This is a genomic window from Streptomyces sp. NPDC028314 (assembly GCF_055565795.1).
In genome coordinates this window covers 432,251-450,287 of the sequence record NZ_JBVHTP010000004.1, presented here as the reverse complement: position 1 = coordinate 450,287, position 18,037 = coordinate 432,251, and the positions used below count along the sequence as shown (strand labels likewise).

Sequence of the window (18,037 nt, the reverse complement as noted above, 5' to 3'; positions counted from 1 at the left end):
AGGAGGGCCGCCAGGAGGGGGTGCGCGGCGTGGTCGGCGGCGCCCTCGGCGCCGGCTCCGGCGTCGCCCGCGCGCACCGTCACCCGGGCCCACTCCAGGGCGGGCGGGCCGTCCCACCTGCTGCTGAGCCGGATCTGCTGGCCGGGCAGCAGCTCGGTCGGCAGGCCGGTGAGGGTGCGCTCGGACAGGGGCCGGCCGAGGGCTCCGGTGGCGGTGAGGGTGGCGCGGGGGCGGAGGGTGACATTGCCGAGGTTGTGGAGCGTGTACGTGACCTGCGCGCCCCGGCCCTTCCCGCCGGCCGAGATCCGCACGTCCCGGACGGCGAGGGCGGGCGCGGTCGGGCCGCTGACCCGGAGGTAGAGCCGGGCGGCGACGGCCTGCCGCACGCCGATGCCCTGCGCGGTGGCGGCGGGCTGGTCCTCCACCGCCACGATGGCCCCGGGGTGGTCCCCGGGCTCGGCCCGGTCGGGGACGGTGACGGTGAAGGCGACGTCGACCGCGCCCCGGGCCGGCACCGTGACCCGCTCCTGTGCGAGCCGCGCCCAGGCCGCGGTGGCGCGGCGCGGCTCCTCGGGGCCGCGGAGGGCGAAGCCGCCGTCGCGGGCGGTGTTGTAGGCGTCTGCGGGGTAGAGCCGGAAGGTGCGGGGCCGGTCGGTGCGGTTGGCGACGGTGACGGTGTCCCGGACGGCGGCGCCGGGAGCGGCGGCCAGGTAGAAGTACGGGCGCTGTCCGACGGCGCTGGCGGCGGGCAGCACGGACCACTGCCCGTTGTCCGCGGCCCGGGCCGTCCCGGGGGTCCCGAGCAGCACGATCCCGGTCCCGAGCACGGCCACGACCACGGCCGCCGCCACGGCCACCCACCGCCGGCCGGCCCGGACGGCCGCGGACCGCCACGGCCGGGCCCCGATCCGCGCGGCCCCGATCCGCACGGCGGCGCCCCGCTCGGCAGCGCCCCGCCCCCGCCCCGCACGCGGTCCGCAGAACCGCGCCGCGCCCGGCGTCATGTCAGGGTCAGGGTCAGGACCGCCGTGTAGGCCCCCGGCGGGGTGTACGGCGGGACCTTCAGCACGACGCCGGCGTCGATCGTGAACGTGCCCCCGACCAGTGCGGCGTCGGCCGTCGACGCCAGCACCGCCCCCTCCGGCCCGACCTCCCCCGCGCTGCCCGCCCGGCAGGCGCTCGGGCTCCCGGCCGCCGCCGCGCAGGAGGGGGTCCACGACAGCGAGGCCCCCGGGATCCGCACCCCGCCCGGCCCCGTGAAGTCCGTGACCTTGCCGACCAGCGACCACCCCGCCGGGCCGCCCCGCTCGTCCTTGACCGTGACGGTGCCGATCCGGCCGCCCGCAGCGCCGCCCTCCCCGTACGGGACCGCGCCCAGCAGCACCGACTCCCCCGCCTGGGTCATCGCCAGCGCCCCCGGCTCCACCACGGCCGTCACCCGCAGCGTGCCCGGCGGCAGCGGCGCGGGGTCGATGACGGTGTAGGCGGCCGCCCCCGACCCCCGCTGCGCCGACCAGGCCGTGCCCTCGTACGCCGCGACCCCCGTCGTGGCCCTGTCGGTGACCGGCAGTTCCGCGGTGACCGCCCCCCGCTCGTCGGCCGTGGCCGCCACCCGGTCGGCGGTCTCGGCGGCGCCGGCCCGGCCGGCCACCGTCACGGCCGCGCCCGGGGCGAAGCCGGAGCCGGTGACCCGGACCTTCGCGCCCGGTTTCCCGTACGCCGCGCCCAGGGCGAGGGCGCGCAGGTTGGCCGTGGGCAGCGGGGTCGCGGTGAGCCGTTCGGAGACGGGGGCTCCGGCGGCGGTACACACGGTGTCCAGGTCCAGCAGGTGGCTGGTGTGCAGGGTGTAGCCGCCCGGGGCCAGCGTGATCTCGCCGGGGGCGGTGACGGTGAAGGTGCCGGTCATGGTCACGCCCGCCAGCGCCGCCCCCGCCGGTACGGGCTCGTTGCGCGTGGCGCCGACGACGGTCACCTCGCCGCTCTGCGCTCCCGCGAGCACGATCCGCCCGGTCGGGGTCAGCACGTCGGCGGGCAGTTCGGCCGCGACGGGGTTCACGGCCGGGGTGCGGGCGACGCGGTAGGTCACGGTGACGGTGTCCCCGACGCGCGGGGCCGGGTTGTCGACGGTGAGCCGTGCCGCGGTCGGCCCGTCGGCGGGCGGCAGTCCGGCCTCCTGCGGCGGCAGGCACTGGGTGGGGAACTCGACCTGCCCGGGGGGAGTTTGTCCCTCCGCGGCGGCCGTCGTACTGAGCGCGCCCCCCGTTGCGGCCGCGAGCAGGGCCATGCTGCCTGCCGCGCCGACGGCTGCCGACCATCTCCTGTTGTGCGCCCGCGTGCGCCCCGTCCGGCCTGTTCGCACTGTCCGCCCCCTGCGTCACGTCACCCCGGCAGGGGGCCATTCACGAGCGGGCGGCGGAAGAAGTCAATGCACGGACCCGGCACCAACTGATGGCCCATCAGGAGATGGGAGGGTGCCCACCTCCCGGAAGGTCCGCCGGTACGCCGTCGGGCTCACCCCCAGCGCCGCCTGCACGTGTTTGCGCAGCGACTGCGCCGTCCCGAACCCCGCCTCCCGCGCGATCCGTTCCATCGGCAGGTCCGTCCGCTCCAGCAGCCGCCGCGCCCGCTCCACCCGCTGCCCGACGATCCACTCCCCGGGGCTGACCCCGGACTCCTCGCGGAAGCGGCGCGTGAACGTCCGTACCGACATGGCCTCCTGCCGGGCCATGTCGCTCAGCCGGAGCGGCTCGTGCAGCCGGTCCAGCACCCAGGCGCGCGCCGCCGTGGTGCTGGCCAGCTGCGGTTCGGGCACCGGACGGTCGATGAACTGCGCCTGCCCGCCGTCGCGGTGGGGCGGCACGACGGTCCGCCGGGCCACCTCGTTGGCGACGGCCGCGCCGTGGTCGCGGCGCACGATGTGCAGGCACAGGTCGATGCCGGCGGCGACTCCGGCGGAGGTCAGCACCTCCCCGTCGTCGGTGTAGAGCACGCCCGGGTCGACCCGTACGGCGGGGAACATCTGCTGGAAGTGCTCGGCGGAGGCCCAGTGGGTGGTCGCCCGGCGGCCGTCGAGGTACCCGGCGGCGGCGAGTACGTAGCCGCCCGTGCAGATGGAGACCAGCCGGGTACCGGGCCGGATGTGGGCGAGGGCGCCGGCGAGCTCCTCGGTCAGCCGCCCGTGCTCGTGCACCGGCCCCAGCTCGTACGAGGCGGGCACCACGACGGTGTCGGCCGTGGCCAGCAGCTCCGGGCCGTGGCCGACCTGGATCGCGAAGTCGGCGTCGGTCTGCACCGGCCCGGGGGCGAGCCCGCAGGTGAGGATCTCGTACAGCGGCCGTCCGGCGGAGTCCTTGGCGCGGCCGAAGATCCGGTGCGGGATGCCGAGCTCGAAGGGCAGCAGTCCGGCGAGGGCGAGGACGACGATCCGGTGCGCGCGATGCTCCATGGCCCGATCATATCGAAGCATGTCAGTCAGGCCACTGTCGTACGGTCCTCCCCGGGCCGGAAGCTGTCGGTGTGACGCAGACAGCCCCAACTCCCGCTCCCACTCCCGCCTCCACTCCCGCACCCACCCCCGCATCCGCCCCGGTGGCACCCGTGGCCCCGAAGAAGCCCGGGCGCGTACACCGCGCCTGGTTCGCCGCGGCCGTCGCCTTCGTGACGATCATCGGCGCGGCCGCCTTCGCCTCCCTGCCCGGACTCCTCATCGAGCCGCTGCACGAGGAGTTCGACTGGTCGCGCGGCACGATCGGCCTCGCCGTCTCCGTCAACCTCGCCCTGTACGGGCTCACCGCGCCGTTCGCCGCCGCGCTGATGGACCGCTTCGGCATCCGCAAGGTGGTGGCCCTGGCCCTGCTGGTCATATCCGGCGGCACCGTGGCCACGCTCTGGATGACCGCGTCCTGGCAGCTGGTGCTGTTCTGGGGCGTGCTGGTGGGCCTGGGCAGCGGCTCGATGGCGCTGGCCTTCGCGGCGACGGTGAGCAACCGCTGGTTCACCGCCCGGCGCGGGCTCGTCACCGGCATCCTGACCGCCGCCGGGGCCTCCGGCCAGCTGATCTTCCTGCCCCTGCTGTCCTGGCTGGTGGAGCGCCACGGCTGGCGTCCGGCGGCGGTGACGGTGTCGCTGGCGGCGCTGGCGGTCGTCCCGTTCGTGTGGCTGCTGCTGCGCGACCACCCGGCGGACGTGGGGCTCGCCCCGTACGGGGGCACGTACGCGGAGAAGCCCGCACCGGCCCGGGGGGCCGCGCGCCGGGCGGTGACGGTGCTGTTCAAGGCCGCCCGGACGGGGCCGTTCTGGCTGCTGGCGGGCACCTTCGCGATCTGCGGGGCCTCCACCAACGGGCTGATCCGGACCCACTTCGTGCCGTCGGCCCACGACCACGGCATGCCGGTGACGACGGCCGCCGGACTGCTCGCGGTGATCGGCGTGTTCGACGTGGTCGGCACGATCGCGTCCGGCTGGTTCACGGACCGCTTCGAGGCGCGCCGCCTGCTGGCCGTGTACTACGCCCTGCGCGGGATCTCGCTGATGTTCCTGCCGATGCTGCTGGCGCCGTCCGTACACCCGCCGATGGTCTTCTTCATCATCTTCTACGGCCTGGACTGGGTCGCCACCGTCCCGCCGACGATCGCGCTGTGCCGCGAGCACTACGGAGAGGACAGCGCGATCGTCTTCGGCTGGGTCCTGGCCTCGCACCAGGTGGGCGCGGCCCTGGTGGCCTTCCTGGGCGGTTTGGCGCGCGACGCCTTCGGCTCGTACGACCTGGTCTGGTACGCGTCGGGCGGCCTGTGCGCGATGGCCGCGCTGATGGCGATGGTGATCCGCCGCGGGACCGCCCCCGCGACGGCCTGACCGTCGGGCCGCGGCGCGGGTCAGCCGGCCTGGGTGGTGGACCTGAGGGTGCCGTCCGGGGCCGCGAGGAACACCGGGACGTCCGGGCCGCCGAGGTCGCGGACCGCGGCGCGGTCGGCCTCCGCCGGGGCGTCGGCCGCGCTGACCACGGCGGCGGCCTCCAGGGACTGCGCCCCGCTCGCCACCGCCATGGCGACGGCCGTCTGGAGCGCGCTCAGCTTGAGGGAGTCCAGCTCCACGGTCCCGGCGACGTACGTACGGCCCGTCTCGTCCCGGACCGCCGCGCCCTCGGGCACCCCGTTGCGGGCCCGGGCGCTGCGCGCCAGCGTGATGATCTTGCTGTCCTCGGGGTCGATCCCGGTGCTTTCGGTCATGGGCGAAGCATATGGAGCACCTCGGCGGGGCCGCGCAACGACCCCGCCGAGACGCTCTCCCCTCCGTCCCCGTGTCCCCCCGAACACGGGGCACCCAGCAGAACGGATCTTGCTCGGCACCGCCAAACCTAAGCGGAGAGTAAGAACAACCAATGATCTAAAGGTCCCGGGCATACGTGACCTTGGACCCTACTTGATTCCATCCTTGGTGCCTGAGATACAAAAACGGCCGGCCCTCACGGCCGGGACTCACGGCCGGGCCTCACGGCCGGTCGAGGCGGAGCCGCTCCGCCCTCGGCAGCCCGGCGACCACCAGGTCGTACGAGTCCTCCACCAGCTCCCGCACCATCGCGTCCGGAAGTCCGCCCACCGTCACGGTGTTCCAGTGCCGCTTGTTCATGTGCCAGCCCGGCACGATCGCCTCGTGCTCCGCCCGGAGCCGCACCGCCAGCTCCGGCTCGCACTTGAGGTTGACCTTCAACGGCTCCGCGTCCAGCGCCGACAGCGCGAACACCTTCCCCAGCACCTTGAACACCGAGGTCTCGGGCGTGAAGGGGAACTCCTCCACCGCCGCGTTGAAGCCCAGACAGAACGCCCGCAACTGCTCCGGAGTCACTCCACACCCTCCCCGTCGTCACCGGAGGCCGTGGCCATCGGCTCCACCAGCACCGTCACGATCTTGTTCCGGCGCCCCGCCGGGGACTCGGCCGTCAGCCGCAGCGGCCGCCCGTCCGGCAGCTCCACGACCGACGAGGCACCCGCGATCGGCACCCGCCCCAGCGCCTTCGCCAGCAGCCCGCCGACCGTCTCCACGTCCTCGTCGTCGAAGTCCTCGACCCCGAACAGCTCGCCGAGGTCGGTGATGTCGAGCCGCGCCGTGACCCGGTAGCGGTCGGCGCCCAGGTCCTCGACCGGCGGGAGCTCCCGGTCGTACTCGTCGGTGATCTCGCCGACGATCTCCTCCAGGATGTCCTCGATCGTGACGATGCCGGCCGTGCCGCCGTACTCGTCGACGACGACGGCCACGTGGTTGCGCACCTGCTGCATCTCCCGCAGCAGATCGCCCGCGTTCTTGGTGTCGGGCACGAACAGCGCCGGCCGCATCGCCGTCGAGACCAGGTCCGACTCCGCCTCCCGGCTGATGTGCGTCTTGCGGACGAGGTCCTTCAGGTACACGATCCCGACGATGTCGTCCTCGTTCTCCCCGGTCACCGGGATGCGCGAGAAGCCGGACCGCAGGGCGAGCGTGGTCGCCTGACGGATCGTCTTGTACCGCTCGATGCACACCAGGTCCGTACGCGGCACCATCACCTCGCGCACCAGCGTGTCACCCAGCTCGAAGACCTGATGCACCATCCGGCGCTCGTCGTCCTCGATCAGGGACTCCCGCTCCGCCAGGTCCACCATCGCGCGCAGCTCGGCCTCGGAGGCGAACGGCCCCTTGCGGAAGCCCTTCCCGGGCGTGAGCGCGTTGCCGATGAGGATGAGCAGCTGCGGGATCGGACCCATCACCCGGGCGAGCGGTACGAGGACGTACGCCGCGGCCGTCGCCGTGTTCAGCGGATGCTGCCGGCCGATGGTGCGCGGCGAGACCCCCACCGCGACGAACGACACCAGCACCATCACCGCGATGGCCACGAGCAGCGCGGTCCAGTTCTCGCCGAACTCGTCGAGGCAGACGTACGTGACGAGCACCCCCGCCGCCATCTCGCAGGTCACCCGGACCAGCAGCGCCACGTTGAGGTAGCGGGTGGGGTCGCCGGCGACCTGCGCGAGCTTCGCGCTGCCGCGCCGGCCCTCCCGTACGGCCTGCTCGGCGCGGAAGCCGGAGATACGGGCGATCCCGGACTCGGCACACGCCGCGAACCAGGCGACCACCACCAGCAGGACCGCCCCGGTGATCAGCTGGAACGCGTTCACGAGACGGTGGGCGCGGGTGACGGACCGGTCAGGCCGCGCTCACCGCGCCAGCCGTCGACGATGGCCGCCTGGAGGCCGAACATCTCGGCCTTCTCGTCCGGCTCCTCGTGGTCGTACCCGAGCAGGTGCAGCACCCCGTGGACGGTCAGGAGCTGGAGCTCCTCGTCCATGGAGTGCCGCGTAGGCGCTTCCTCGCCCTGGCGCTTGGCCACCTCGGGGCACAGGACGATGTCGCCGAGGAGCCCCTGCGGGGGCTCCTCGTCGTCCTTCGTCGGCGGACGCAGCTCGTCCATCGGGAAGGACATGACGTCGGTGGGTCCGGGCAGGTCCATCCACTGGATGTGGAGCTGCTCCATCGCCTCCTCGTCCACCACGATGACGGAGAGCTCGGAGAGCGGGTGGATCCGCATCCGGGTGAGCGCGTAGCGGGCGATGTCGAGGACCGCCTGCTCGTCGACCTCGATTCCGGACTCGTTGTTGACGTCGATCGACATGGTGCGCTGGGTTCTACTTCCGCTGGTAGCCGTTCCGGGACTGCCTGGAGTCCTGGCTGTCGTCGTACTTCTCGTACGCGTCGACGATACGGCCGACCAGCTTGTGCCGGACGACATCCTCGGAGGTGAGCCGCGAGAAGTGGATGTCCGGCACCCCGTCGAGGATCTCCTGGACCTGGCGCAGACCGCTCTTGGTGCCGCCCGGCAGGTCGACCTGCGTGACGTCACCGGTGATCACGATCTTCGAGTCGAAGCCGAGCCGGGTCAGGAACATCTTCATCTGCTCCGGACTGGTGTTCTGCGCCTCGTCCAGGACGACGAACGCCTCGTTGAGCGTCCGGCCGCGCATGTACGCCAGGGGGGCCACCTCGATGGTCCCGGCGGCCATGAGCCGCGGAATCGAATCCGGGTCGATCATGTCGTGCAGCGCGTCGTAGAGCGGACGCAGGTACGGGTCGATCTTGTCGAACAGCGTGCCCGGCAGGAAGCCGAGCCGCTCGCCCGCCTCGACGGCGGGACGGGTCAGGATGATCCGGCTGACCTGCTTGGACTGCAGGGCCTGGACCGCCTTGGCCATGGCGAGGTAGGTCTTGCCGGTACCGGCGGGACCGATGCCGAAGACGATCGTGTTCTTGTCGATCGCGTCGACGTAGCGCTTCTGGTTGAGGGTCTTGGGACGGATGGTCCGGCCGCGGCTGGAGAGGATGTTCTGCGTGAGCACCTCGGCGGGCGTCTCGTCCTCGCGGCTGCCGTTGCCGTTCGCCTTGAGCATGGCGATCGAGCGTTCCACTGCGTCCTCCGTCATCGACTGCCCGGTGCGGAGCACCAGCATCATCTCGTCGAACAGGCGCTGGATCAGGGCGACTTCCGCCGCTTCGCCGATCGCGCTGACCTGATTGCCCCGAACATGGATGTCGGCCTTCGGGAAGGCCTTCTCGATCACGCGCAACAGGGCGTCACCGGAACCGAGCACGGTCACCATGGGGTGCGTGGCCGGAACGGTGAAGTGGGCTCGCGCCTGGCCCGGCGCGGGGGTGCGGGCTGTCGGTGTCTGAGTCATGGGCCGGCACTGTGGCCTGCGCATACCTCCCACTGAGGGGTCGCGCGGATCGTCGACCTCCGGACTACCAAGGGTACGTCTCCCCAGGGCCTTCCCCGAGGGGTTTTCCCTCCGGGAGCCGCCCCTGCCCTGGCCGGGCGGTTGACGGGGTTCGGGGTGCCCCTGCGGGGCGGGGTTTGGTTTGCAGCTCGGCTGCCGGTGCCCTGGCCGGGCGGGGAACGGGTTGCCCCTGCGGGGCGGGGCTTGTTTGCAGCTCGGCTGCTGGTGCCCTGGCCGGGCGGGGGTGGGTTGCCCCCTGCGGGGCGGGGCTCGTTTGCAGCTCGGCTGCTGCGGGGCGCCTCAAGCGCCGGCCGGTGCCCTGGCCGGGCGGTTGAGTTGGTCGCCTGCGGCGCCGTTGCTTCCGGCCCCGGGCTGCGCCCGGGCGCCTCAAGCACCGGCGGGGCTGGGTTTGGCTGCGGTCTGGGCGGGGTGCCGGTGGCGGTGTCGGGGTGGGGTGTGGTCCGGGGCGGGCATGATTTATGGCGCCCGAACCGAGTCCCCAGTGGCCGGGCGGTACAGGGCGCCAACAAATCACGTTTTAGCCCCGGACAACACCCCACCCCGACACCGCCCCCGGCCACGAAGCCCAACCCCCACCGTGAGGGGAAAAAGACACCCGACCACCTGGGTCGGTGACGGGGCCGGGGTGGGGTGTCGACCGGGGCTAAAACGTGATTTGTGGCGCACAGAAGCCCGAACTTCAAGGTCCTGAACAGGCGCCATAAATCATGCCCGCCCCGGACGACACCCCACCCCGGACACGGCACCGACCCACCACCCCAGCCCCGCCGGCGCTTGAGGCGACCCGCAGCAACCGAGCTGCAAACCGACCCGGCCCGGCACGGGCAGCCCGAACCCCGGAAACCGCCCGGCCAGGGCAACGGCCGAGCTGCAAACCAACCCGGGGTACCGGGGACACCCCGAACCCCGTAAACGCCCGGCCAGGGCTAAGGGGCTCGGAAGCCGATCGTCGGAACCGCCCGGCGCCGCGGCCCCGGGGCCGCCCCCGCGGGGACGAGGGCGTCCAGGAACCCGTACCGTCCCCGCAGCTCGGCCGGGGCGCTGTGCCACCAGTGGGACACCTCCGGCCAGCCGGGGGCGGACAGGGAGCCGCCGAACTCCTGTACCGACAGCGCCGCCGTCAGCCCCGCGAAGGCCAGCCGGTCCGCCAGCGGCCACCCCGCCAGGGTGCCCGTCACGAACCCCGCCACGTACACGTCCCCGGCCCCCGTCGGGTCCAGCGCCTCCACCGTGATCCCCGGGACCTCCGCCGTCTCCCCGGTCCGCCCGTCGACGGCGTACGAGCCCTCCGCCCCCATCGTCACCACCGCGACCGGCACCTTCTCCGCCAGCGCCCGGGCCGCCGCCCGCGGGCAGTCGGTCCGCGTGTACCGCATGGCCTCGCCCGCGTTCGGCAGGAAGGCCTCGCAGTGCTCCAGGTCGCCCAGCGCTCCCAGGTCCCACCGCCCGCTCTCGTCCCAGCCGACGTCGGCGAAGACCCGCGAGCCCTGCCGGGCGGCCTCCGCGATCCACTCCTCGCCCCGGCCGGGCCCCAGCGAGGCCACGGCCGCCCTGGCTCGCGGCGGGCACTGCGGGAAGCGGTCGGGGCCCGCCGGGGGCGGGGCCTCGTGCCCGTGGGAGACCATCGTGCGCTCGCCCTCGTACGCCATCGAGACGGTGACGGGGCTGTGCCAGCCGGGGATGGTGCGCGACATCGACAGGTCGATGCCCTCGCCCTGTTCCAGCGCGTCCCAGCAGTACTCGCCGTAGTGGTCGTCCCCGAAGGCCGCGGCGAGCGAGGTGCGCAGGCCGAGCCGGGCCAGCGCGGCGGCCATGTTGGCGACGCCGCCGGGGCTGGAGCCCATGCCGCGCGCCCACGACTCCGTACCGCGGACCGGGGCCGAGTCGAGGCCGGTGAAGATGATGTCGAGGAAGACCGTCCCCGTCAGGAAGACGTCGCAGCCCGGCTCTTGGGGATCCCGGACCGGACCGAGTGGGTCCAGTTTTCCGGAGCGGCTGGTGCGGCTGTCCCGACTGGTCACGGTGTGCTCCCCGTTTCGCGCGTGTCTGGATCGAAGTCTCGTAGAAGTGTCGAAGAGTCGTTTCTGCGTGCAGGATTGCGGTGGAAAGCTGGCACCCCTGCCCCGGTCCGGCGGGACCAAAACCCAGTGTGACGCACATCACCACCGGGTCGCTCTTCTGCTCGGCTCCCGCCGCTTGATAAACAGGTGCACCGCCCACCCTGCGGATCTCCTCGTTCCACCCGCGCACCACCGGGAACACCCGTGTCGAACACCTCCCCCGCGGCGACCTCCGCACACCCCGCCGCCTGGCCCCTGGTGGCGCTTTTCACAGCCGGCTACTCCGCCCCGTACCTGCTCCCGACCGTGGTCGGACGGCTCGACGCGCACCTGCCGCTGAGCCCCGCCCAGGCCGGCCTGATCGGTTCGGCCCTGCTGCTGGGATCCGCCGCCGCCGGGTTCGTCTTCGCCTCCCGCATCGCCCGCCTCGGGCCCCGCACCCCGGCCCGGACCGGGCTGCTGCTGGCCGTCGCCGGCTACGGCACCGCGGCGGCGACCTCCCTGCTCCCGCTGGTCGTCGTCGGGGCCGTGGTCGGCGGCTTCGGCTCCGGGACCGCGACCGCCGTGGCCGCCGCCGGGATCGCCGGGCAGCGCGACCCGCACCGCACCTCCGCGCTCGGGCTGCTGTCGGTGTCGGCGACGGCGGGCGCGCTCTACCTGACCCTGCCCCGGCTCGGCGGCGGGCACGGGTTGCCGTTCGCCGCGATCGCGCTGATCGCGGCGGCCGTCTGGCCCGCGACGGCCCGGCTCGGCGGCCCGGCCCGCCCCGGCCCCGCCGTACGGGCCTCCGGGCGGCTGCCCTACCCGCGCGCCGGGGTGGTCCTGGCGGGCGGCCTGATGCTGTGGTCCCTGGCCCAGAACGCCCTGTGGGGGGTCAGCGGCCGGATCGGCGCCGAGCAGGCGGGACTGTCCGAAGTCACCCTCGGCATGGTCTTCGCGGCGGCCCTGGGCGGGGGCCTGCTCGGGGTCACGGGCGCCTCCGCCCTCGGCGCCCGGCTGGGCCGGGCGGTCCCGATCGGCGCGGGCACGGCGGTGATCGCCGGCTGCGTGGTGGTCGCCACCTCCGCGCACGGCCTCGCCGGCTTCGCGGCCGGGGAGGTCCTGTGGAACGCGGTCTACCCGATCGTGCTCTCGTACGTCATCGGTCTCGCGGCGGCCCTGGACCCGCGCGGCCGCTGGGCGGTGCTGGCCGGCTCCGCCTCCTCCCTCGGGGTGGCCTGCGGGCCCGTCACCGGCAGCCTGCTCGCGGAGGCCGTCGGCTTCCCGGGCATGGGCCTGGCCCTGGGGGCGCTGCTGCTCGCCGTGGCGGCGCCGATGACGGCCGTCGCGCTGCACGCGGGCGGCCGCCCGCTGGTCCCGGGCTCGGTCCGGCGCCGCGGCGGGGCCCCGGCGGCGGTGCTGGCCGCCGGCGCGGGCGCTCCCACCGGCGCCGTGCCGCGGGTCGGCGCGCAGGAGCTGGAGGTCGCGGAGATCTCGGTTCGCCCCTTGCGCCGCCTGCCCCGCCGGATCCTGCTGCTCTCCCCGGCGGCCCGGCGGGCCCGTGCCCGTACGGCCGAGGAAGCCGGGGTCTGAGGGCCGTCCCTACGCCCGCTTCGGCACCGGGACCCGTGCGAGGTCGTCCGCGATGGTGAGTTCGCCCTCGTAGCCGGCCGCGCGGGCCTGCCGTTCGAACTCCGACGGGTCGGAGTAGCGCTGCGAGAAGTGCGTCAGCACCAGGTGGCGGACGCCCGCGTCGCGGGCCACCCGCGCCGCCTGACCGGCGGTGAGGTGGCCGTGGTCGGTGGCCAGTTGCTCGTCCTCGTCCAGGAAGGTCGACTCGATCACCAGCATGTCGCAGCCCTCCGCGAGCGCGTACACGCCCTCGCAGAGCCGGGTGTCCATGATGAAGGCGAACCGCTGCCCCGGCCGGGGCTCGCTGACGTCGTCCAGGGTGATGCCGTTCAGCTCCCCCTCGCGCTGGAGCCGTCCCACGTCCGGCCCCTTGATCCCGTGCTCGGCGAGCAGGCCGGGCACCATCCGGCGGCCGTCCGGTTCGGTGATCCGGTAGCCGAAGGCCTCCACCGGGTGCGAGAGCAGCCGCGCCTCCAGGGCGTACGAGGCCCCGCGCGCCAGCGTCCCGTCCGCGCCGACCGGCTCCTCCCTGAGCGGGACGGTCTCCCGGTAGGCGGTGGCGTACCGGAGCCGGTCGAAGAACTTCTGCCCCGAGGCCGGGTAGTGCGCGGTGACGGGGTGCGGGACCCGGTCGAGGTTGATCCGCTGGATCACCCCGGCCAGGCCGAGGCTGTGGTCACCGTGGAAGTGCGTGATGCAGATCCGGTTGATGTCGTGGGCGGCGACCCCGGCGCGCAGCATCTGGCGCTGGGTGCCCTCGCCCGGGTCGAAGAGGATGCCTTCGCCGTCCCAGCGCAGCAGGTAGCCGTTGTGGTTGCGGCGCCGGGTGGGGACCTGGCTGGCGGTGCCCAGGACCACGAACTCGCGTACGGACACGGCTTATCCGGGGGGCCACTCGAGGCCGCGGCCGCCGAGGACGTGCGCGTGCGCGTGGAAGACGGTCTGGCCGGCGCCGGCGCCGGTGTTGAAGACGACCCGGTAGCCCTGGCCGTCGATCTTCTCGTCGGCGGCGATCCGGCCGGCCTCGCGCAGCACGTCGGCGGCGATGCCCGGCTCGGCGGCGGCCAGGGAGGCGGCGTCGGGGTAGTGCACCTTCGGGATGACGAGCACGTGCGTGGGCGCCTTCGGGTTGATGTCCCGGAAGGCGACGGTCGTCTCGGTCTCCCGGACCACCGTCGCCGGGATGCCACCAGCGACGATCTTGCAGAACAGGCAGTCCGCCTGCGGTTCCCCGGCCATTGCTGAGCCTCCCGTGACGTTGATCGGTCCGGGCATCGTATCCGGCGCCCGACCGCCCCGGGTCAGCCCCAGCGGCCGGTGCGGGCCAGCAGGACCGCGGCGGCGGCGGTGCCGGCGGTCGAGGTGCGCAGGACGGACGGGCCCAGCCGGTACGGGTGGGCCCCGGCCTGCGCGAAGGCGGCGAGCTCCTCCGGCGAGACCCCGCCCTCCGGGCCGACCACGAGGACGATGGAGCCGGACGCGGGCAGCTCGGCCGTGGCCAGGGCCCCCGAGGGGGTGTCGCGGTCCTCGTGGAGGACCACCGCCAGGTCGGCCTCGGCGAGCAGCGCCGCGACCTGCTTCGTGGACAGGGCCTCGGCCACCTCCGGGAAGCGCACGCGGCGGGACTGCTTGCCCGCCTCCCGGGCGGTGCCCCGCCACTTGGCCAGGGACTTCGCGCCCCGGTCGCCGCGCCACTGGGTGATGCAGCGGGAGGCCTGCCAGGGCACGATCGCGTCGACCCCGGTCTCCGTCATCGTCTCCACGGCGACCTCGCCCCGGTCGCCCTTGGGCAGCGCCTGTACGACGGTGATGCGGACGGCGGCCTCCGGTTCCTCGAAGACCCCGGAGACGGAGACGACGAGCCGGTCCTTGCCCTCGGCCGACTTCACGACGGCCTCGGCCCAGCGGCCGCGGCCGTCCGTGAGGACGAGTTCCTCGCCGGGGTTGAGCCGCTTGACCGACACCGCGTGCCGGCCTTCGGGGCCTTCCAGGGTGAACTCCGGCCCCGCGGGGACCTCTTCGACCACGAACACGGGGGCCGTCATGACGCTCTCCTCATCTGCAACATCTTCAACGCGCTCTGCGCCTCGGCCAGTTCGGCCGCCAGCACCTCCACCAGTTCCCCGGCCGGCAGCACCCGCGCCAGCCGGTGCCCCTGTCCCGCCCACAGGGCCATGCCCTGCGGGTCCCCGGCGGCGGCGGCCGCCTTGCGCAGCCCCGAGGTCAGGTGGTGGACCTGCGGGTACGCGGCCGGGGCGTAGGGGCCGTGCTCGCGCATGAAGCGGTTGACCAGGCCCCGGGCGGGGCGGCCGGAGAAGGCCCGGGTGAGTTCCGTGTGCGGGAACAGCGGGTTCGTCAGCGCCTTCTTGTGCAGCGGGTGCGCGCCCGACTCCGGACACGGCAGGAAGGCCGTACCGAGCTGCGCGGCCTCCGCGCCCGCCGCGAGCAGCGCCGCGATCTGCGAGCCGCGCATCAGCCCGCCCGCCGCGATGATCGGGAGGGCCACGGCCTCGCGCACCTGCGCCACCAGCGCGAGCAGTCCGACGGCCGCCGTGCCGTCGGTCTCCGGGTCGTCGCGGTGGGTGCCCTGGTGGCCGCCCGCCTCGACGCCCTGGACGCAGACGGCGTCGGCGCCGGCCGCCTGGGCGGTGCGGGCCTCGTCGACCGAGGTCACGGTGACGACGGTGTACGTGCCGGCCTCGCGCAGCCGGGTGCAGACGGCCGCCGGGGGGCAGCCGAAGGTGAAGGAGACGACCGGTACCGGGTCCTCCAGGAGGATGGCGAGTTTGGCTTCGTAGCCGTCGTCGGAGGTGCCGATGATGTCGTCCTCGGCCAGGGAGACCTCGTACCAGGCCGCCTCGCCGGCGAGCTGCCCCCGGTACGTCTCGATGGCGGCCGGGTCCACGTAGCCGGTCTGCGGCATGAAGAGGTTGACGCCGAACGGACGCCGGGTGAGCGCGCGCAGCCGCTTGATCTCCTGGTACATGCCGTCGGCGGTCTTGTAGCCGCCGGCCAGGAATCCCAGCGCGCCCGCCTCGCACACGGCGGCGGCGAGCGGCGGACAGGAGGCGCCGCCCGCCATGGGGGCCTGCACGATCGGGTAAGGGGTGAGACCGTTCGGCGCGGAGGACATGGACTGCATCGTGCCACGTCCCGCGCACGGGGCCGAATCATCGCATTCGCCTGGCATAGTCCGCTTCCGCGGCCGTCGGTAACCGGCCTGGAGCCCGCCCGGAACGGGCCCCGGGAGTGCCCGGAAAGCGCCTGGAGGGGGTGCGCCGGAGGTCCCGTGGACCAGCTGGGGGAACAGCCGAGCCCGGCCCGGGTCTTTCCCCGGGCCGGGCTCGTACGCGACTTCCGCGAGCGGCGGTCAGCGACCGTTGAACGCGTCCTTGAGGCGGCTGAACAGGCCCTGCTGGCCCGGCGCGAACTGGCCCATCGGCCGCTCCTCGCCGCGCAGCTTCGCCAGCTGGCGCAGCAGGTCCTCCTGCTGGGCGTCCAGCTTGCCCGGGGTGGTGACCTCGACGTGGACGATCAGGTCGCCGCGGCCGCCGCCGCGCAGGTGCGTGACACCGCGCCCGTGCAGCGGGATCGCCTGGCCGGAGCCGGTGCCCGGCCGGATGTCGATCTCCTCCATGCCGTCCAGCGTCTCCAGCGGGCATTTGGTGCCCAGGGCCGCGGCCGTCATCGGGATGGTCACCGTGCAGTGCAGGTCGTCCCCGCGCCGCTGGAAGGTCGGGTGCGGCAGTTCGTGGATCTCCACGTACAGGTCGCCGGCGGGGCCGCCGCCGGGGCCGACCTCGCCCTCGCCCGCGAGCTGGATCCGGGTGCCGTTCTCCACGCCGGCCGGGATCTTGACCGTGAGGCTGCGGCGGGAGCGGACCCGGCCGTCGCCCGCGCACTCGGGGCAGGGGGTGGGGACCACGGTGCCGAAGCCCTGGCACTGCGGGCAGGGCCGCGAGGTCATGACCTGGCCCAGGAAGGACCGGGTGACCTGCGAGACCTCACCGCGGCCGCGGCACATGTCACACGTCTGCGCCGAGGTGCCGGGGGCGGCGCCTTCGCCGGAGCAGGTGGTGCAGACCACGGCCGTGTCGACCTGGATGTCCTTGGTGGTCCCGAAGGCGGCCTCGTCCAGCTCCAGGTCCAGACGGATCATGGCGTCCTGGCCGCGGCGGGTCCGCGAGCGCGGGCCGCGCTGCGAGGCCTGGCCGAAGAAGGCGTCCATGATGTCGGAGAAGTTGCCGAAGCCGCCCGCACCGAATCCGCCCGCGCCACCACCGCCGCCCGAGGAGGACAGCGGGTCGCCGCCGAGGTCGTAGACCTGCTTCTTCTGCGGGTCCGAGAGCACCTCGTACGCCGCGTTGATCTCCTTGAAGCGCTCCTGCGTCTTCGGGTCCGGATTCACATCCGGGTGGAGTTCGCGCGCGAGTCGGCGGAAGGCCTTCTTGATCTCGTCCTGCGATGCGTCGCGGCGCACGCCGAGAACGGCGTAATAGTCCGTGGCCACTTACGACTCCGCCAGGATCTGTCCGACGTAACGTGCCACTGCGCGTACCGCTCCCATCGTTCCGGGGTAGTCCATGCGGGTCGGTCCGACCACGCCGAGTTTGGCGACTGCTTCGCCGCCCGAACCGTAGCCGACCGAGACGACGGACGTGGAGTTCAGTCCCTCGTAGGCATTCTCATGCCCGATCTTCACGGCCATCCCCGACTCATTGGCCTCGCCGAGCAGCTTGAGGAGCACGACCTGCTCCTCCAGCGCTTCCAGCACCGGCCTGATCGTCAGGGGAAAGTCATGTCCGAATCGAGTGAGGTTGGCGGTGCCGCCGATCATCAGCCGCTCCTCCGCCTCCTCCACCAGCGTTTCGAGAAGGGTCGCGAGGACGGCCTTGACCGTCGCCCGGTCCTCGGTCTCGAAGGACTCCGGAAGGTCCTGTACGAGCGGCGGCACGTCGGTGAACCGACGGCCGACGACCCGGCTGTTGAGCCTCGCCCGCAGATCCGCGAGAGAGGTCTCCCCGAAGGGGGTCTGGCAGTCGACCAGCCGCTGCTCGACCCGGCCGGTGTCCGTGATCAGCACGAGCATCAGGCGCGCGGGCGCCAGTGACAGCAGCTCGACGTGCCGGACGGTGGACCGGGTCAGGCTCGGGTACTGGACGACGGCGACCTGCCGGGTGAGCTGCGCGAGCAGCCGCACCGTGCGCCCCACGACGTCGTCGAGGTCGACGGCGCCGTCGAGGAAGTTCTGGATGGCCCGCCGCTCGGGGGTCGACAGCGGCTTGACGCCCGCCAGCTTGTCGACGAAGAGGCGGTAGCCCTTGTCCGTGGGGATCCGGCCGGCGCTGGTGTGGGGCTGGGCGATGTAGCCCTCCTCCTCCAGCAGCGCCATGTCGTTGCGCACGGTGGCGGGCGAGACGCCGAGGCGGTGCCGTTCGGTGAGCGCCTTCGAGCCGACCGGCTCCTCCGTCCCGACGTAGTCCTGGACGATGGCGCGCAGCACCTCGAGTCTGCGTTCGCTGAGCATCGCGCACACCCTCCTGATGCTGTCGGTCGTCGGTCGGTTTCCGGTCGGTATTCGCCCGGCCCGTCGCGGGCCTTGCT

16 protein-coding genes are annotated in these 18,037 nt (G+C 73.6%); 2 read left to right on the top strand and 14 right to left on the bottom strand.

The annotated features are described in order from the left end of the window. Positions 1 to 1,000 precede the first annotated feature (1,000 nt). Together ACZ4TG_RS12930 and ACZ4TG_RS12925 are read right to left on the bottom strand one after the other, a co-directional pair. Complete coding sequence (locus ACZ4TG_RS12930) at positions 1,001 to 2,284, bottom strand: WxL domain-containing protein (protein ID WP_468161996.1); 1,284 nt, start codon at positions 2,282 to 2,284, stop codon at positions 1,001 to 1,003. Between the two features lie 138 nt (positions 2,285 to 2,422). After that, on the bottom strand, positions 2,423 to 3,445 hold the full coding sequence (locus ACZ4TG_RS12925; RefSeq protein WP_468161995.1) for a GlxA family transcriptional regulator: 1,023 nt from the start codon (positions 3,443 to 3,445) through the stop codon (positions 2,423 to 2,425). A gap of 143 nt (positions 3,446 to 3,588) precedes the next feature. On the opposite strand from ACZ4TG_RS12925, the gene ACZ4TG_RS12920 reads away from it, so the two are divergent. After that, positions 3,589 to 4,854 carry an MFS transporter gene (locus tag ACZ4TG_RS12920; RefSeq protein ID WP_468162116.1) on the top strand — a complete coding sequence of 422 codons (1,266 nt, stop codon included), beginning with the start codon at positions 3,589 to 3,591 and terminating at the stop codon, positions 4,852 to 4,854. Between the two features lie 20 nt (positions 4,855 to 4,874). Here the strand turns inward: ACZ4TG_RS12920 and ACZ4TG_RS12915 are convergent, their stop codons facing one another. The 6 genes from ACZ4TG_RS12915 to ACZ4TG_RS12890 form a co-directional block, all read right to left on the bottom strand. Beyond that, complete coding sequence (locus ACZ4TG_RS12915; RefSeq protein ID WP_468161994.1) at positions 4,875 to 5,228, bottom strand: cytidine deaminase; 354 nt, start codon at positions 5,226 to 5,228, stop codon at positions 4,875 to 4,877. A 262-nt stretch (positions 5,229 to 5,490) separates the two neighbouring features. Next, a complete protein-coding gene (locus ACZ4TG_RS12910; protein ID WP_468161993.1) occupies positions 5,491 to 5,844 on the bottom strand; it encodes an MmcQ/YjbR family DNA-binding protein in 354 nt (117 codons plus the stop codon). Beyond that, positions 5,841 to 7,148, bottom strand: coding sequence for a hemolysin family protein (locus ACZ4TG_RS12905; protein WP_468161992.1), 1,308 nt, complete (start codon positions 7,146 to 7,148; stop codon positions 5,841 to 5,843). The genes ACZ4TG_RS12910 and ACZ4TG_RS12905 overlap by 4 nt, the downstream gene beginning before the upstream one ends. Next, positions 7,145 to 7,642 carry an rRNA maturation RNase YbeY gene (gene ybeY / locus ACZ4TG_RS12900; RefSeq protein WP_468161991.1) on the bottom strand — a complete coding sequence of 166 codons (498 nt, stop codon included), beginning with the start codon at positions 7,640 to 7,642 and terminating at the stop codon, positions 7,145 to 7,147. Before ybeY ends, ACZ4TG_RS12905 begins: the two co-directional genes overlap by 4 nt. Positions 7,643 to 7,655: 13 nt before the next feature. Further along, entirely contained in the window at positions 7,656 to 8,702 is a 1,047-nt protein-coding gene (locus ACZ4TG_RS12895) for a PhoH family protein (protein WP_468161990.1), read from the bottom strand. 986 nt (positions 8,703 to 9,688) lie between these two features. Then, positions 9,689 to 10,783, bottom strand: a complete 1,095-nt coding sequence (locus ACZ4TG_RS12890) for a carbohydrate kinase family protein (RefSeq protein ID WP_468161989.1) — start codon at positions 10,781 to 10,783, stop codon at positions 9,689 to 9,691. Positions 10,784 to 11,026: 243 nt separating this feature from the next. Between ACZ4TG_RS12890 and ACZ4TG_RS12885 the strand changes: the two genes are divergently transcribed. Next, on the top strand, positions 11,027 to 12,394 hold the full coding sequence (locus tag ACZ4TG_RS12885) for an MFS transporter (protein ID WP_468161988.1): 1,368 nt from the start codon (positions 11,027 to 11,029) through the stop codon (positions 12,392 to 12,394). Positions 12,395 to 12,403: 9 nt separating this feature from the next. Here ACZ4TG_RS12885 and ACZ4TG_RS12880 read toward each other — a convergent pair whose 3' ends face one another. The 6 genes from ACZ4TG_RS12880 to hrcA all read right to left on the bottom strand — a co-directional run bounded on the left by ACZ4TG_RS12880 (position 12,404) and on the right by hrcA (position 17,960). Then, the gene (locus ACZ4TG_RS12880; RefSeq protein ID WP_468161987.1) at positions 12,404 to 13,309 is read right to left on the bottom strand and encodes a ribonuclease Z; all 906 of its coding nucleotides are present in this window, start codon (positions 13,307 to 13,309) and stop codon (positions 12,404 to 12,406) included. Positions 13,310 to 13,312: 3 nt separating this feature from the next. After that, a complete protein-coding gene (locus ACZ4TG_RS12875; RefSeq protein WP_468161986.1) occupies positions 13,313 to 13,672 on the bottom strand; it encodes a histidine triad nucleotide-binding protein in 360 nt (119 codons plus the stop codon). Positions 13,673 to 13,734: 62 nt separating this feature from the next. Beyond that, positions 13,735 to 14,478, bottom strand: coding sequence for a 16S rRNA (uracil(1498)-N(3))-methyltransferase (locus ACZ4TG_RS12870; RefSeq protein ID WP_468161985.1), 744 nt, complete (start codon positions 14,476 to 14,478; stop codon positions 13,735 to 13,737). Beyond that, entirely contained in the window at positions 14,475 to 15,566 is a 1,092-nt protein-coding gene (locus ACZ4TG_RS12865) for a nitronate monooxygenase (protein ID WP_468161984.1), read from the bottom strand. Before ACZ4TG_RS12865 ends, ACZ4TG_RS12870 begins: the two co-directional genes overlap by 4 nt. A 237-nt stretch (positions 15,567 to 15,803) precedes the next feature. After that, positions 15,804 to 16,943 (bottom strand): molecular chaperone DnaJ, encoded by a 1,140-nt coding sequence (gene dnaJ, locus ACZ4TG_RS12860; protein ID WP_463411792.1) that lies wholly within the window; start codon positions 16,941 to 16,943, stop codon positions 15,804 to 15,806. Then, positions 16,944 to 17,960 (bottom strand): heat-inducible transcriptional repressor HrcA, encoded by a 1,017-nt coding sequence (gene hrcA / locus ACZ4TG_RS12855; protein WP_468161983.1) that lies wholly within the window; start codon positions 17,958 to 17,960, stop codon positions 16,944 to 16,946. Positions 17,961 to 18,037: the final 77 nt, after the last annotated feature.